Origin of the sequence: Burkholderia metallica (assembly GCF_001718555.1) — a bacterium.
Taxonomy (GTDB): domain Bacteria; phylum Pseudomonadota; class Gammaproteobacteria; order Burkholderiales; family Burkholderiaceae; genus Burkholderia; species Burkholderia metallica.
In genome coordinates this window covers 1,532,568-1,548,830 of the sequence record NZ_CP013403.1, presented here as the reverse complement: position 1 = coordinate 1,548,830, position 16,263 = coordinate 1,532,568, and the positions used below count along the sequence as shown (strand labels likewise).

The following is a 16,263-nucleotide window of genomic DNA, read 5'->3' as shown; positions in this document are numbered from 1 at the left end:
GCCGCAATGCGTTCGGACGGGAGTCAGGGCACGCGATTCGCCGTCCGAGCGGGGTGTGCTTTTAAAGCATACTCGTCATTCGGTCGTTTTAAAAGTGTGCGTAGATGCGCAATGCGCGTGCGAATGGGCGGCGATACGCCGTGTCGCCGGGGAGACGGCGCGCGATGCAGGAGCGGGATCGAATCTTGCGCAGCGCTGCGAATGCAGCGTGCGCGAGGCGCCGCGCTGGCGGCCGCATGGCGTGCGAGCGAGCGTTCGTGGCGATGCGTATGGGCTGACACTCACACGATGTTGCGTCGGCCGCCTGTCGTCGTTGGCCACCGATTCCGATGCAGTGGCGCCGACGAACGCGCTACACGCACGCGAGCCGCGAACGCGCGATGCGAACCGGCGAAGCGCGACGTCGTGCATGTGAACGGGTCGCGCCGGACAACGATGCCCGGCCGCACCGTGTCCCGCGCGCAGTCGCACCGCGCGCCGTGCGCGCAAGCGTGACTCAGGCGCTCCGGTAAAACGCGTGCGCAGGATCGTCGTCGCGTCGCGACACCCGTTACACGGCGGCCGGTTGCCAGCGCGGCGCGGCGGGTTCCTGCGCGTGCAGGCCCGGCGACGTCGCCTGCGAACCGGACGGCATCCGGAACGCGGCGACCGTTTCGGACAACTCCCGGCCTTGCGCTTCGAGCGACTTCGACGCGGCCGCGGCCTGCTCGACGAGCGCCGCGTTCTGCTGCGTGGTCTCGTCCATCTGCGTGATCGTCAGGTTCACCTGGTCGATGCCGCGGCTTTGCTCCGCCGATGCGGCCGCGATCTCGCCCATGATGTCCGTCACGCGCGCGACGGCCTGCGTGACGTCCGACATCGTCTTGCCGGCTTCGCCGGCGAGCGCCGAGCCGTCGCGGATCGTCTGCACCGAGGCGGAAATCAGTTCCTTGATTTCCTTCGCCGCCGTCGACGAGCGCTGCGCGAGACTGCGCACTTCGCTCGCGACCACCGCGAAACCGCGGCCCTGTTCGCCCGCGCGCGCCGCTTCGACGGCCGCATTCAGCGCGAGGATGTTGGTCTGGAATGCGATGCCTTCGATGATGCCGGTGATGTCGGCGATCTTCGACGAGCTGTGGCCGATCTCCGTCATCGTGTCGACCACGCGGCCGACCACCGAGCTGCCGCGATGCGCAACGTCCGATGCGTTCGCGGCGAGCGTGCTCGCCTGTTGCGCGTTCTCCGCGTTCAGCCGCACCGTCGACGTGAATTCCTCCATCGTCGCGGCGGTTTCCTGCAGCGACGCGGCCTGTTCCTCGGTGCGCTGGCTCAGGTCGAGGTTGCCCGATGCGATCTCGCTCACCGCATGCGCGATGCTGTTCGACGAATCGCGCACGCGGCCGACGATGCCGATCAAGCGCTCGTTCATCGTCCGCAGCGCGTCGAGCAGATCGCGCGTCTCGTCGTTGCCGCTCACGTGGATGTGGCTGCCGAGATCGCCGTTCGCGACCGTGCGCGCGACGTCCACGGCCGTGCCGATCGGCACGGTGATCTTGCGCGTCAGCCACAGGCCGCCGCATCCCGCGACCACGATCGCGATCAGGCAGATGCCGGCCAGCAGGTTGCGCTCCATCTCGTAGCGGTCCGCGAACTGCTGCGCGATCGCGCGTTCGCGTTCGTGCGTATAGGTCGCGTAGGCGTCGGTCGCGCGCACCAGTTGCGCGAGCAACGGGCGGCAGTTGTCGTCGATGTCGGCGGCCGCCTCGTCTTTCTTGCCGGCCTGCGCGAGCCCGACGATGCGCAGCGCGACGGGCCCGTAGCGGGTTTCAATGCGCACGATGTCGGCCACGAGTTCGCGTGCGCGATCGGAGGTGTCGGTCGCGTTCGCCATCATGTCCTTGAGTTTCGCGAGGTGGTCCTGCACGTCCTTGTGCGCCTGGTTCACCTCGGCCAGTTCGAGCTCGACATCGGACGGCTTGGTCACGAGCACGAGGTTGCGCGCAGCGATCGCGCGCCGGTCGACCGCGGTGCGGATCTGCGCGGACAGCGTCGCGCGCGCATTGATGCCGTTCATGTAGCCGGAGAATTCGGTGTTCGTATCGGATAGCGCCTTGAGTGCCATGCCCGACACGATCACGACGATCGCGGCAAGCAGGCCGAAGCCGCCAAGGAGTTTTGTTTTGATGCTCATTCTGGCGATTTTCACAGTGTGCCTCTGTGCGTGTGGTTGGCGAATCGAGTTTATTGTTCGAACCGATACAGGCTCGTGCCGGCATTAACGGGTATATCGGATCAATCTTTACCCATTGAAAACCCTGATATTAGTTTTTTTAGCGATGGAAGCCTTGCCGGACGGACGTTCTTGATTTAGATCAAAAATCGCCGCAGCGCCCGTGATTCAAAGGTTTATATGTGGAATTGGGAACCTCTTTTCATGGGTGAAACAGAAGCAATGCTTTTGCTAATAATCGTATGATGAATCTGTTTCGATTTACGGATGAATAACCGGATTATTTTGAGAATTGAGAGGAAGGGGAGTCGGGACGCAGGTTTGGCCTGCACCGCGCGATTGGCGGGATAGACCGATAAATACGGATTCGCGGCGCAGGGGGCGCCGGAAAGCGGCCCGCGGCGGGCGCCGCGGGCCGTGGGAGGGTCAGAACGTGGTGCGCAATCCGGCCATCACGCTGCGGCCGCCTTGCGGCGCGAAGCCGCGCACGACCGACGTCGCATAGCGGATGTCCTGGTTCGTCAGGTTGTCGCCGCGCAGGTACGTGAGCCAGTGCGTCGCGCCGACGCGGAACTTGTAGGTCAGCATCACGCCGAGCGACGTGTAGCCGTCCGTCGAGAAGTCGTTGTCGGGCACGCGATGCTGCGACCACGCATGCGTGACCTGCGCGCGTGCGCCGAACGGGCCGTAGCCGTAGTCGGCCGCGAGCGTCGCACGCAGCGGCGCGATGCGCGGCAGCGGCTGGCCCGTGTCGACGTTGCGCGCGTGCGTGTAGTCGGCCGTCAGTTCCAGGTCGACCGTATGGCCGCGCCGCGCGAACGCGCGCCACTTGCCGTCCAGCTCGATGCCGTAGAACTCGGCGCGCACGCCGCGATAGATCGCCTCGTTGAGCGCACCGTCGGTGCCGGGCGCGACCGGTTCGTCGTCGCCGTCCACCACGCGGCCCGTGTTGTACTCGGTCAGGTAGTTCGAGAAGCGGTTGTAGAACACGCCGACGCTGCCGCGATTCGGGCCGCTCGCATAGCGCAGCGACAGGTCGGTCGACACCGCCTTTTCCTTCGACGCGTTCGGGTTGCCGATCAGGAACTGGCCGGTCGCATCGTGCGGGCCGTTCGAATACAGTTCGTAGAAGGTCGGCGCGCGTTCGGTGTACGCGACGTTGGCCGCCACCGACCACACCGGGGTGAGCGAGAACAGCGCGCCGGCCGACAGGCTGCCCGCATTGAATTCCCGCGGCTGCGCGCCCGCGAATTTTTCGACGCCGGCCGGATCGGGATCGACCTTCACGTGCTCGAAACGGCCGCCGACGCTCAGCTTGAGCGCCGGGACGACCTGCCATTCCTCGAGGCCGAACAGCGCGACGCTGTTCGTGCGCGTGGACGGCACGAGCATCTCGTCGCCCAGCGCGGAGAACGTGTTCTGCCCGAACTGCACGCCGATCGCGCCTTCGAACGGGCCGATCTTGCGATGCGTCGCCTCGATGCGCGCCTCGTAGCCGCGATTGCGGAAGGTGGTCGCGGTTTCGCCGTTGTCGACTTCCTTGTGGCGGTAGTCGGTGTACGCGAAATCGAACTTCAGCTTCGTGAACGGCCCGCTCAGGTTGCGCACCTCGGACGCGAGCGCGAGACGTTCCTGGCGCATCCGCAGCCGCACGTCGCTTTCCGCGACGGAACCGTAGTTCGATTCGTAGCCGCTGTAGGACAGGCCCGCGAAGCCGTCCGCCCACGTGTACGACGCGCCGACCGCGCCGCCGTGCACACGGCCGTCGCTGTTCGGCACGTTGCCTTCCGGCTGCGGCGTGTCGGGGCCGTCGATCGCGCGCTGCGCGCTGCTGCGCGCATAGCCGGGGATGCGCAGCTTGCTCGTTTCGTGGTCGAACGCGTCGACGTGAAACGCGAAGCGGCCGTTGCCGCCTTCGACCTGCGCGGCGCCCGCGCGCATCGAGTTCGCGCCGCCGTAGCGCGCGTCGAGCGCACCCGTCACGCCCTGGATCGCTTCGCGCGGAATCCGGTTGTCGATCGTGTTGACGACGCCGCCCACCGCGTTGCCGCCATACAGCAGCGCGGCCGGCCCGCGCACGATCTCGACGCGCTCGATCGACAGCGGGTCCTGCGGCACCGCATGGTCGTACGACAGCGACGATGCATCGTAGGCCGCGACGCCGTTCTGCAGCAGCCGGATCCGGTCGCCGTCCATCCCGCGGATGATCGGGCGGCCGACCATCGGCCCGTAGGTAGTGGTGGATACGCCGGGCAGCCCGTTGAGCGTTTCGCCGAGCGAATCGGCCTGGCGGCGCGTCAGCGCATCGCCGGAAAGCTGGACGGTCGGCGCGATCAGTTCGCCGTCGCCGAGCGGGTTCGCGGTCACGAAGATCGGCGCGAGCGCGGTGGTCGGCGGCGTGCCGGAGGCGGCGGGCGCATCGGTCTGCGCGTGCGCGACGGCGGCGAACAGCATCAGCGAAAGGGACGAGAGCGGGCGTAGCGGTAGACGAGGGAGGTCGCGCATGGTTGGTGAATCGGTTGGAATCGGATCGGATAACGAGCGATGCGGGTCACGGCTGGATACGATATATTGTTGCGTCTGCGACGCGCAGTGACCCGTTGGACCTCGCTCGGCGAGGCTCGACTACCCGAGGTTGAACGGCGTCAGGCGGACGAGCACCCGACATGATATGTTATATCATTACAAACTCCAAGCGGCTGGCGGGATTCTGTCAGGTTTCCGTCGGATGGGTGAAATGGCGGCGGCCATCGCCGTGCATCGTCCCGCGTGTTGATACGTATCAACGTCGTTCGATTCCGAATCCGGATACTGGATCGCTTACCGACCAGGCAGGAGCGACCCATGACCCAGACCATGAAAGCGGCCGTCGTGCACGCATTCGGCGAACCGCTACGCATCGAGGAGGTGCCCGTGCCGACGCCGGGGCCCGGCCAGATTCTCGTCAACATCCACGCGTCGGGCGTGTGCCATACCGATCTGCACGCGGCCGACGGCGACTGGCCGGTCAAGCCGTCGCTGCCGTTCATTCCGGGCCATGAAGGCGTGGGCATCGTCGCGGCGGTCGGCGCGGGCGTCACGCATGTGCGCGAAGGCGATCGCGTGGGCGTGCCCTGGCTCTACACGGCCTGCGGCCATTGCGAGTACTGCCACACGGGTTGGGAAACGCTGTGCCACGGCCAGCAGAACACCGGCTATTCGGTGAACGGCAGCTACGCGGAATACGTGCTGGCCGATCCCGACTACGTCGGCCATTTGCCCGAGCAGGTTGCGTTCGACGAGATCGCGCCGATCCTGTGCGCGGGCGTCACCGTCTACAAGGGCATTCGCGTGACCGATACGCGCCCGGGCCAGTGGCTCGCGATTTCCGGTATCGGCGGCCTCGGGCACGTGGCCGTGCAGTATGCGCGCGCGATGGGCCTGCACGTCGCGGCCATCGACATTTCACCCGACAAGCTCGCGCTGGCGCGGCAGCTCGGCGCGCAGCTGACGATCGACGCGTCGGTCGACGATCCGGCCAAGGTCATCCAGAAGGAGATCGGCGGCGCGCACGGCGTGCTCGTCACGGCCGTGTCCCGCAGCGCGTTCGCGCAGGCGCTCGGAATGGTGCGGCGCGGCGGCACGGTGGCGCTGAACGGCTTGCCGCCCGGCGATTTCCCGTTGCCGATCTTCTCGACCGTGCTGAACGGCATCACCGTGCGCGGGTCGATCGTCGGTACGCGGCGCGACCTGCAGGAATCGCTCGATTTCGCGGCCGACGGCCTGGTGCGCGCACATATCCATCGCGACCGGCTCGGCAACATCAACGACGTGTTCGCGAAACTGCGCGCAGGCAAGGTCGACGGCCGCATCGTGCTGACCGACATGCATTGATGCGATGTACGCAGCGCGTGCCGTCGACGGCGCGACGGCGTCGCGCTGCTTATCGTTCCGCCGGAAACCGCTCCTGCAGCGCATGCAGCCAGCGCGCGACGACATCGAGTTCGTCGTCGGAAAACCCGTCGCACAGCTTGCCGTTGAGTTCGCGCAGCAGCACGCGCGCACGCTTGAGCGCCGCATGGCCTTCGTCGGTCAGGTACAACCGCGTCGCGCGGCCGTCGTCCGAGTCGGCGTGACGCGTGATCAGGCCGGCTTTCGCCATCCGGTCGGCGAGCCCCGTCATCGCGGACGGCGCAAGCTGCAGCGCGGCGCCGACTTCGCCGACCAGCGCGCCGTCCTGTTTCGCGAGGCAGAACAGCGCGCCGGCCTGCGCGGCGCTCGCGTGCGTGTCGGTCTCCGCCTTGCGGTCGATCCAGCGCTGCACGCGCCGCTGGCCGATGTTCAACAGGAAAAACAGTCGTCGGTCTTCGCTCAAGCTGGGTTCCCGGCTGCAATGAAAAGAGAGGGGCGGCCCGCGGCGCGCGGCGTGTCCAGTGCCTGCGCGAGCCAGTCTGCCACGCCGGGCCACAGCACGGCGCCGGGGCGGCTGCGGAAGAAGCCCATGTGCCCGACCGGGCCGCTGCCCGCCGCATGCGGATCGATCTGGCGGCGCTCGACCGCCGCGCGGGTCAGATAGCTTACCAGCAGCCCGATCGCGGTCGGGTTCGCCCACGGGTCGTCGTCGAAGCCGAGCGCGAGGATCGGCAACTGCTGTTTCGCGTAGCGCTCGGCCGCGCCGAGCGTCGGATCGTCGAAGAAATAGTGCGGCAGCGTCGTCCAGCGGCTCCATTCGCGGAACACGCCGGCCGGCATGTCCTCGCCGAGCCCGAGCCGCTTGCCGGGCACGTAGCCGAGCAGCGCCGCCGTCAGCGGGCCGAGGACGCGCAGGATCAGCCGCACCTTCACGCGTTCGGCCGCCTGCATGATCAGCCGCGTGCTGCCCGCGTGCGCGGCGACGAGCACGGCCGCGCGCAGGTACGGCGTGGCGGCGGACAGCCCGATCGCATGCCCGCCGACGCTATGGCCGACCGCCAGCAGCGGCAAACCTTCGTACGCCTGCCGCGCCCACGCAGTCGCGCCGCCCACGTCGAGTTCCATCCAGTCGCGCATGCGGGCCTTCAGCGCGCTCAGGCGCGCGGGCCGCGACGCGCCGATGCCGCGGTAGTTGTAGGTGAGCGCCGCGAAGCCGCGTTCGGTCAGGAAGCGCGCGAAGCCCGCATACAGCCGCTCCGGCACGGCCGTGGCCGGATGGATCAGCACCAGCGCGCGCGGCTCGGCGTCGGGCGACCACACCGTGCCGTGCAGCACGTAGCCGTCGGCGGCGGAAAACGTGATGGGTTCAGCGGTCATGGCCGTCCTCGTCCGGGGAGTTATTTCGTATGCGAAATATAGTTCGGGATTTATTTCGTGCACGAAATATCTGTCGAGGATTCATTCGAACCGCGTTCCGGCAAGCGCGCCGGACGGCATTCGGCGCCGCCGGTCACGTCATAAAACATTTGCATCTTTGCATAGAAGAATATTGCGTTTGTTTCATGATGAAGATCGCCGTATCTTCACCGGTTCCATCCGTTCCACCGGCCGCCGTGCACGGCGGATCGCGAGTCGCCGCCATCGCGCGGCCGTTTGCTAACTCTCCGGGAGATCACGTTGTCGAGCCGAATCGTCATGGCGCTCTTGCTGGCGCTCGCCGCGCAGCCGGGCATGGCCAAGGACACCGTCACGCTGCGCGTCGGTGAACAGAACTACTTCAACATCCAGGCGTCGATGGAGGCGTCCGGCGTGCTGAAGGACCTGCCTTACACGATCGAGTGGAAGCATTTCCAGGCCGCCGCGCCGGTGGCCGAATCGCTGAACGGCAATGCGATCGACGTCGGCTTCCTCGGCGATTCCGCGCTGCTGACGCTGGCCGCGCGAGGTGCGCCGGTGAAGGTGGTCGCCGTGTCGCGGCAGAGCCTCGACGGCGTCGCGATCCTCGTGCCGAAGGATTCGCCGGTGCGCACCGTGGCCGACCTGCAGGGCAAGACCGTCGCCGTCTGGCGCGGCGCGTGGAGCCAGCAGCTGGTGCTGCGCGCGCTGGAGCATGCGGGCCTGCGCGCGGATTCGGTCAAGTACGCATACCTGATGCCGATCGATGCGACCAACGCGCTCGCGAACGGCTCGGTCGACGCGGTGTCGCTATGGGAGCCGTTCGTCAGCACGCTCGCGTTGCGGCAGGGCGCGCGGCCCATCACCACCGCGCAGGGGTTGATGCCCGCGCTGAGTTTCGTCGCCGCGAACGAGCAGGCCGCAACCGGCAAGCGCGCCGAGATCACGGATTTCCTGAAGCGCGTGGTAGCCGCGCGCCAGTGGGTCGACAGCCATCCGCGCGAGTACGCGGACCTGTGGGCGAAGCGCGCGAAGCTCGAACCCGATGTCGCGTATCGCTGGCTCGGCAACGCGAAGCAGCGCGTGGGCCCGGTCGACGAGACAGCCGCGAAGGACGCGCAGAACACGGCCGACTTCCTGCACAAGGCCGGCGTGATTCCGGCCGCGTACGACACGTCGAAGCTGCTCGACCGCTCGTATGCGGGCGCGTTCGCGGCACCTGCGCAGAAGGCGGCCGCCGCGCAGTAAGCGGACCATCCCGGCCACGAATTCCGATCGAGAACCACGAGGACACCCCGACATGCCAGTCGACATCATCGGCATGATCACCGCGACGCCCGGCGCGGAGGTCGACGTACCGGGCGGCGCGGCCGTCCAGCCCGACTACGTGCGCCGTTTCGCGCAGGCGCACGAGGCCGCCGGCTTCGACCAGATCCTGGTCGGCCATTTCAGCAACGCGGCGGATGGTTTCATCGTTGCATCGTTCGCGGCCGCCGCGACCGAACGCCTCCGCATCCTGCTCGCGCACCGGCCCGGGGTGATCGTGCCGTCGGCCGCCGCACGACAGATCGCGACGCTCGACGTATTCAGCGGCGGCCGGCTCGCGCTGAACGTCGTGTCGGGCGGCGACGATACGGACCTGCAGCGCGACGGCGATTTCGTGCCGCACGATGCGCGCTACCGCCGCACCGGCGAATATCTCGACGTGCTGAAGCGGATCTGGCAGGCCGACGCACCGGTCGACCACGACGGCGCGTTCTACCGGCTGCGCGGCGCGTCGCCGCTCGTGAAGGGCGTGCAGCGGCCGCACGTGCCGATCTATTTCGGCGGGTCGTCGCCGGCCGCGCTCGCGGTCGCGGGCGAGCACGCGGATGTCTACATGACGTGGGGCGAGCCGCTCGCGTCGGTGCGCGAGCAGATCGCACGCGTGCGCGCGGCCGCCGCCCCATTCGGGCGTGCGCCGCGCATCAGCGTGTCGTTCCGGCCGATCGTCGCCGACACCGAGGCGGCCGCATGGGAGAAGGCCGAGGCGATCCGCGCGCGCGTGCGCGCGGCACGGCTCGCGAACGGCCAGCCGATCGCCGGCCATGCGCCGCAGAATGCGGGTTCGCAACGGCTGATGGCGGCCGCCGCGCAGGGCGACGTGCTCGACGAGCGGCTGTGGATGGGCGTCGCGAACCTGACCGGCGCGCGCTGGAATTCGACCGCGCTGGTCGGCACGCCGGAACAGGTTGCGCGCGCGCTCGGCGCGTATTACCGGTTGGGCGTGTCGACGTTCCTGATTCGCGGGTTTGATCCGCTGGACGATGCACTCGATTACGGGCGTGCGCTGATTCCGGCGATTCATGCGCAGGTGGCCGAGCTTGACCGGTCTCACGCGGCGGTGACGGCGTAGGCCCGGCGTTCCACCCGACGGTGTCGTTTCACGCGCCCCGGCATTGCCGTCATGCAATGCCGGGGCGAAGTCGTGTCGGGCATCGTCCCGGCAACGCCCTCAGAACGACGGCAACCCCGGCGGATTGGTTTCCGCGTGCGCGATCGCCTCGCTCTGCAAGCCCCAGCGCGCGAGCGCTTGCGCATAGCGGCCGCTGCCGATCAGCGCGTTCGTCGCGAGCGTCAGCGCGGGCGCGAGCCCGCTGCCGCGCCGCGTTGCGATCGCCACATCGGCATGGGCCGGCCAGCCCGCATTGACGACGCCGACGCGCCGGATCTTGCCGGTGCGCGCCGCCTCGTACGCGAGCGACGCGTTCGGGTTCAGCTCCGCATCGGCGCGCCCCGACAGCAGCGCGACGCGCGCGGTCGCATCGTCGTCGAAATAGAGCAGCTCGGCCGGCTTCAACCCTTGCGCCACGTTGCGCTTGTTCCATTCGAGCAGGATGTGCTCCTGGCTCGTGCCCGCGCCCGTGATGATGCGCAGGCCGGCGATGTCCTTCGGCTGCGCGAGCGTCGCGATGGGGCTGCTGGTGCGCACGTAGAAGCCGTGCAGCCCGAGCCGGTAGGTCGTGAAATCGTATTTTTCCTTGCGCTTCTCGGTCACGCCGACGTTCGAGATCACCGCGTCGTACTTGCCGGACGTCAGCCCGAGCGGCCAGTCGGCCCACGCGATCGGCACCAGCGCGAGCGTGCGGCCGAGCGCGTCCGCGACGAGCTGCGCATAGTCGGGATCGGCGCCCACCACGGTGCGCGCGTCGGTCGCATAGGTCGACACCGGCGGCGCGTGCGGCGAGATCGCCACCGTGAACGCGCCGTCGCGTACCCAGCGGTAGCCGGCTGCCGCGCGGATCGCCGCGTCGTCGCGTTGCGCGCGAATGCGGCCGGCCTGGCGTGGGTCGAGGTCGGCCGTCGCGGCGGCCGCGCGCGCGGCGTGCCACGGCAGGCCCGTTGCCGCGATCAATGCGGCGGTCATGAAGCGGCGTCGGTCGGTCATCGCGCGGCCCCTCGCAGGTGTGCAGCGGCGCGCATCACAGCACCCGCGACAGGAATGCACGCGTGCGCGGATGCGCGGGCGCGTCGAGCACGACGGCCGGCGGGCCGGCCTCGACGATGCGCCCGCGCTCCATGAACAGCACGTTGTCCGCGACTTCGCGCGCGAAGCCGATCTCGTGCGTGACGATCACGAGCGTCGTGCCCGAGCGCGCGAGTTCCTTGATCACGTCGAGCACCTCGTTGACGAGCTCGGGATCGAGCGCCGACGTCGGTTCGTCGAACAGCAGCACCTTCGGGCGCAGCGCGAGCGCCCGCGCGATCGCCACGCGCTGCTGCTGGCCGCCGGACAACTGGCGCGGATACGCATCGGCCTTGTCCGCGAGACCGACGCGCGCGAGCAGCGCGCGGGCGATGCGTTCGGCCGCGTCGCGCGTGACGCCGCCGACGGCGACCGGCGCTTCGACCAGATTCTCGAGCACCGTCAGGTGCGGGAACAGGTTGAAGTTCTGGAACACCATCCCGACGGCGGTGCGCCGCGTCAGGACGTCGCGCTCCGGCAGCTCGTGGAGCACGTCGCCGTCGCGGCGATAGCCGATCAGTTCGCCGTCGATGTCGATGAAGCCGTCGTCGACGCGTTCGAGATGGTTGATCGTGCGCAGCAGCGTCGACTTGCCCGAGCCCGACGGCCCGACGATCACGGTCACGCTGCCGCGCGGCGCGACGAACGATACGTTGTCGAGCACGCGCTGCAAGCCGAACTGTTTCGATACGTGATGCACGGCCACTTCGCCGCCGGCGCGCAGCGCGACCGAGGTCGCGGCGTCGCCGTCGCGATGAGCGGCCGCGACCGGGGCCGCGCGACGGGCGGCAATGCGCCGCCACAGCTTGCCGACGCGCGCGAGCGCGAACGTGACGACGGACGGCGGCGGGTTGCGCAGCGCGCCGCGCGCGTAGTGCCGCTCGACCTGCACCTGAATGGTCGACAGCACGGTCAGGATGATCAGGTACCAGACGGTCGCGACCATCAGCAGCGGGATCACTTCGAGATTGCGGCGATAGATCACCTGTACCGTATAGAACAGCTCGGGCATCGCGAGCACGTAGACCATCGACGTGCCCTTGGCGAGCATGATCAGGTCGTTGAACGCGGTCGGCAGGATCGCGCGCATCGCCTGCGGCAGCACGATCCGCGTGGTCTGGCGGCCGCGCGGCAGCCCGAGCGCGGCGGCCGCTTCGAGCTGGCCCTGGTCGACCGCGAGAATGCCGCCGCGGATCACCTCCGCGGAAAACGCCGCGTGGTGCAGCGTGAGGCCGAGCACGGCCGCGCAGAACGGGCTGATCAGGTCGGTGGTCGGCGCGTCGAACCACACGATGTCGGTGAACGGCACGCCGAGCCGCACATGCTCGTACAGGTAGCCGAGGTTGTTCAGGATCAGCAGCAGCACGATCAGCGGAATCGAACGGAACAGCCACACGAAGGTCCACGCGCTGGCCGACAGCAGCCGCGAACGCGACAACCGCGCCAGCGCGACGAACGCGCCGAGCACGAGGCCGAACACCGCGCCGAGCAGCGTCAGCACCAGCGTGCGCGCGAGCCCCGACAGCACCGGCGGCGACAGGAACCATTCGGCGAACACCGGCCAGCCCCATTGCGGATTGCCGAGAATCGAATGCAGGACGATCGCGATCAGCGCGACGGCGAGCACGGTGCCGGCCGTGCGCGACCGGTGGCGCGCGGGCACGATCCGCAAGCGCGTGCCGGCGTCGCGCGCGCCGGGAGAAGAGAGCGGCGGCAGCGTGCCGCCGAGGTGGGTCGTATCGCTCATGTCGGTGGAAATCCTCGAATCGGTCGGGCGGGCGCGCCGCGCACGGGCGGCGCGGCGGCGGGTGTCGGGCGTCTCAGGCGTGCGCTTCGGCCGCGGTGGCCGGTGCAACGCCGGGCGCCGCGTGGCGGCTGGTCTTGCGCGGCAGCCCGAGGTGGTCGCGCAGCGTCGCGCCGGGCAGGTCGCGGCTGTAGCGGCCGCGCGCCTCGAGTATCGGGATCACGAGTTCGACGAAATCGTCGACACCCTGCGCCTGCACCGCGAAGCCGAGGATGAAACCGTCGCCGGCGCCGGCGTCGTGCCAGCGGATCAGCTCGTCGGCGACGTGTTCGGCCGTGCCGATGAAATTCGGGCGCGGCGTGGCGACCGCGAGCGCCGTCTCGCGCAGCGACAGCCCTTTCCGTTTCGCGTCGGCCTTGATCCGGTCGGTGGTCGAACGAAAGCTGTTGCGGCCGAGCTCGCCGAGTTCCGGGAACGGCGCGTCGAGCGCGTACTGCGTGAAATCGTGGTGATCGAAATAGCGGCCGAGGTACGCGAGCGCCTCGTCGATCGTCAGCAGGTCGCGGATCGCCTGGTATTTGTCCTCGGCCTCCTGGGCCGTGCGGCCGACGATCGGTCCGATACCGGGGAAGATCTTCACGTCGCCGGGTTGCCGGCCGTGCTCGACCGCACTTTGCTTCACGCGCCGCGTGAACGCGGCCGTTTCGTCGAGCGACGGCGAATGCGTGAACACGGCGTCCGCATACTTGCCCGCGAGCCCGATCCCGGTGTCGGACGAACCGGCCTGGAAGATCACCGGCTGCCCCTGCGGCGAGCGCTGGATGTTCAGCGGCCCCGCGACCTGGAAGAAGCGGCCGTGGTGATCGAGCGTGTGCAGCTTGTCGCGATCGAAGAAGCGGCCGCTCGCGCGGTCGCGCACGAATGCGTCGTCGTCCCAGCTGTCCCACAGGCCCTGCACGACGTCGAGGTATTCGTCGGCAATCTCGTAGCGCAATTCGTGGTCGGGATGCGCCTTGCCGAAATTCTTCGCGGTGCCTTCGAGCGGCGTCGTCACGACGTTCCAGCCCGCGCGCCCGCCGCTGATCACGTCGAGCGACGCGAGCTGGCGTGCGACGGTGAACGGCTCGCTGTACGACGTCGAGATCGTGCCGGCCAACCCGATCTTCTTCGTCGCGACCGCGAGCGCCGACAGCACGGTCAGCGGCTCGAAGCGGTTCAGGAAGTGGGGGATCGACTTCTCGTTGATGTAGAGGCCGTCGGCGACGAACGCGAACGCGATGCCGGCGGCTTCCGCCTTGCGTGCGATGCCGATCGCGAAGTCGAGGTTGATGCTCGCGTCCGGCGGGTTGCTCGGGTGCCGCCATGCGTTCATGTGGCTGCCTGCGCCCTGGAGCATCAGGCCGAAGGGGATCGATCGTCGGGTCGTCATGGGAGCGTCACGCGTTCTGGTCGGGGGAAAGGGAGCGGTCGGCCGCGACGGCCGCCTGCCAAGATGTGGCCGACTGCGCGCCGCCGAGCCATTCGGCCGACGCGAGCCGCGCCGCGTAGTCGGTCACCGGCGAATCGATCACGAATGCGTCGACGTCGAGCCGCCGGCTCAGCGCGTCGAGCGCGCGGTGCACGCGCTCGGGCGTGTCGGCCAGCACGGTCGGGCGCAGTTCGTCGATCCGGTAGTCGGATGCGCCGCTTTGTCGCGCGAATTCGGCGGCGGCCTGCGCGCTCGCGAGATTGAAGCTCTGGCCGCCCGCGAACTGCAGCTTGAAGATCTTCAGCGGCCCGATCAGCTGCTCGGCCGCGTCGCGCGTCGGCGCGGCCACCGCGTACAGCGCGACCAGCGGTTTCGTGCCGCCCGCGCTGCGGTAGGCGTCGAGCGAACGTTCGAGGTTCGCGTCGTCGCCGTTGAAATGCCCCGCGTAGCAGAAGCGCCAGCCGTTGCGCGCGGCCAGCGCGCCGCTGTCCGGCGAGCCGCCGAGCAGGATGCGTTCGGGCGCCTGCGGCGGCACCGGCATCGCGACGGCGCCGGCGAGCGGATGATCTTCGGCGACGCCCCAGCCGAGGAACGCGTCGAGTTCCGCGAGCTGGCCCGCGAAATCCGGCTTGCGCGCCTTGTCGTGGAACCACTGCAGCGCGCGCGTGGTCAGCGGCAGCCCGCCGGGGGCCTTGCCGACGCCGAGGTCGACGCGGCCCGGCGCGAGCGCGGCCAGCACCTTGAACGTCTCGGCGACCTTGAACGGGCTGTAGTGCTGCAGCATCACGCCGCCCGAGCCGACGCGGATGCGCGACGTGTGCGCGAGCAGGTGCGCGACGACGATCTCCGGCGCCGAGCTTGCGAAGCCCGGCGCGCCATGATGCTCGGCGACCCAGAAGCGTTCGTAGCCGAGCTGTTCGGCGCGTTGCGCGAGCGTCGTGGTGAAGCGCAGCGCGTCGGCGGCGCTCGCGCCGTCGGCGATCGGACTCTTGTCCAGCAGCGATAGCGAGTAAGACATGGTGAGCGGCGTTCCTGCGGGAGCGTGAAATGAGCGTGAAGTGAACGTGACAGGGCGTGACGATGGGCGCGCGGCGCTCAGCTCTTCGGCAAGCCCGGCGGATTCGTGCGCGACCGGTCGATCGCCTCGGAGGCGAGGTTCCAGCGGTCGAGCACCTGCTGGTAGCGGCCGCTCCTGATCAGTCCGTTCAGCGCGACGGTGAGCGGATCGGCGAGCCCGCTGCCGCGACGCGTCGCGATCGCGATGTCGGCCGTGCGCGGCCAGCCGCCGCTGATCGCGCCGACGAGCCGGGTCTTGCCCTGCTGCGCGCTCTGGTACGCGAGCACCGAGTTCACGCTGAACACGGCGTCCGCGCGGCCGGACTGCACGGCGACGATGCGCATCGCCTGGTCGTCGTAATACTGGATCTGCACGGGTTTCAGCCCGTGCGCGACATTCTCGCGATCCCACGCGAGCAGGATCTTTTCCTGGTTGGTGCCGGCGTCGGTCACGACGCGCAGCCCCGCGACGTCCTTCGGCTCGCGGATCGCCTGGATCTTGCTGTCGTTGCGCACGTAGAAGCCGACCTGGTCCTTGCGGTAGGACGAGAAATCGAACTTCTGCTTGCGTTCCTCGGTGACGGTGACGTTCGAGATCACCGCGTCGACTTTTCCGGATTCGAGCGCGAGCGGCCAGTCGGCCCACGCGAGCGCGACGATCTTCAGCTTGCGCCCGAGGCTGTCGGACACGAGCTGGCCGATGTCGGCGTCGAAGCCGATCACCGTGCGCGCGTCGGTCGCATACGTGCTGATCGGCGGCAGGCTCGGCGCGATGCCGATCGTCAGCGTGCCGGGTTCGGCGAACCTGAACGACGCGGGCACCGCGCGCTCGACGGCCGCATCGGCCGCGCCGCGCGGGCGGCCGAGCTGTTCGGGGCTCAGGTCGAACGTGGCCGCGGCGGCGGCCGCGGCGAACGCGCTCAGGCCGATCAACGCGGTGGCCAGCGTGCGCGCGGCACGGGAGGAAAGCGGTACGGCTCGTGGCATGAAAACGT

Annotated in this window: 12 protein-coding genes; 3 read left to right on the top strand and 9 right to left on the bottom strand. The window is 68.8% G+C overall.

Going from position 1 to position 16,263, the window contains the following annotated elements; all coding sequences use genetic code 11:
• Positions 1–550: 550 nt before the first annotated feature.
• Together WJ16_RS26545 and WJ16_RS26540 are read right to left on the bottom strand one after the other, a co-directional pair.
• Positions 551–2,170: a methyl-accepting chemotaxis protein gene (locus WJ16_RS26545; protein WP_084636117.1), complete on the bottom strand. Its 1,620-nt coding sequence runs from the start codon at positions 2,168–2,170 to the stop codon at positions 551–553.
• Positions 2,171–2,635: 465 nt separating this feature from the next.
• Positions 2,636–4,714 (bottom strand): TonB-dependent receptor, encoded by a 2,079-nt coding sequence (locus WJ16_RS26540; RefSeq protein WP_236858336.1) that lies wholly within the window; start codon positions 4,712–4,714, stop codon positions 2,636–2,638.
• 339 nt (positions 4,715–5,053) lie between these two features.
• Between WJ16_RS26540 and adhP the strand changes: the two genes are divergently transcribed.
• Positions 5,054–6,082, top strand: coding sequence for an alcohol dehydrogenase AdhP (gene adhP, locus WJ16_RS26535; protein ID WP_069260005.1), 1,029 nt, complete (start codon positions 5,054–5,056; stop codon positions 6,080–6,082).
• 49 nt (positions 6,083–6,131) lie between these two features.
• On the opposite strand, the gene WJ16_RS26530 is transcribed toward adhP, so the two are convergent.
• Together WJ16_RS26530 and WJ16_RS26525 are read right to left on the bottom strand one after the other, a co-directional pair.
• Positions 6,132–6,563 (bottom strand): MarR family winged helix-turn-helix transcriptional regulator, encoded by a 432-nt coding sequence (locus WJ16_RS26530; protein WP_069260004.1) that lies wholly within the window; start codon positions 6,561–6,563, stop codon positions 6,132–6,134.
• The gene (locus WJ16_RS26525) at positions 6,560–7,477 is read right to left on the bottom strand and encodes an alpha/beta hydrolase family protein (protein WP_069260003.1); all 918 of its coding nucleotides are present in this window, start codon (positions 7,475–7,477) and stop codon (positions 6,560–6,562) included. Before WJ16_RS26525 ends, WJ16_RS26530 begins: the two co-directional genes overlap by 4 nt.
• A 318-nt stretch (positions 7,478–7,795) precedes the next feature.
• On the opposite strand from WJ16_RS26525, the gene WJ16_RS26520 reads away from it, so the two are divergent.
• The gene (locus tag WJ16_RS26520) at positions 7,796–8,743 is read left to right on the top strand and encodes an ABC transporter substrate-binding protein (RefSeq protein ID WP_069260002.1); all 948 of its coding nucleotides are present in this window, start codon (positions 7,796–7,798) and stop codon (positions 8,741–8,743) included.
• A gap of 52 nt (positions 8,744–8,795) precedes the next feature.
• Positions 8,796–9,890, top strand: coding sequence for an LLM class flavin-dependent oxidoreductase (locus tag WJ16_RS26515; protein WP_069260001.1), 1,095 nt, complete (start codon positions 8,796–8,798; stop codon positions 9,888–9,890).
• Between the two features lie 99 nt (positions 9,891–9,989).
• On the opposite strand, the gene WJ16_RS26510 is transcribed toward WJ16_RS26515, so the two are convergent.
• From WJ16_RS26510 to WJ16_RS26490, 5 genes are all read right to left on the bottom strand, one after another.
• Entirely contained in the window at positions 9,990–10,922 is a 933-nt protein-coding gene (locus WJ16_RS26510; protein WP_069260000.1) for an ABC transporter substrate-binding protein, read from the bottom strand.
• Between the two features lie 34 nt (positions 10,923–10,956).
• Complete coding sequence (locus WJ16_RS26505; RefSeq protein WP_076606010.1) at positions 10,957–12,747, bottom strand: amino acid ABC transporter permease/ATP-binding protein; 1,791 nt, start codon at positions 12,745–12,747, stop codon at positions 10,957–10,959.
• 73 nt (positions 12,748–12,820) lie between these two features.
• Positions 12,821–14,173, bottom strand: a complete 1,353-nt coding sequence (locus WJ16_RS26500; RefSeq protein WP_069259999.1) for an LLM class flavin-dependent oxidoreductase — start codon at positions 14,171–14,173, stop codon at positions 12,821–12,823.
• 7 nt (positions 14,174–14,180) lie between these two features.
• Entirely contained in the window at positions 14,181–15,230 is a 1,050-nt protein-coding gene (locus tag WJ16_RS26495; protein ID WP_069259998.1) for an LLM class flavin-dependent oxidoreductase, read from the bottom strand.
• A 77-nt stretch (positions 15,231–15,307) separates the two neighbouring features.
• Positions 15,308–16,255, bottom strand: coding sequence for an ABC transporter substrate-binding protein (locus tag WJ16_RS26490; RefSeq protein WP_069259997.1), 948 nt, complete (start codon positions 16,253–16,255; stop codon positions 15,308–15,310).
• Positions 16,256–16,263 lie beyond the last annotated feature (8 nt).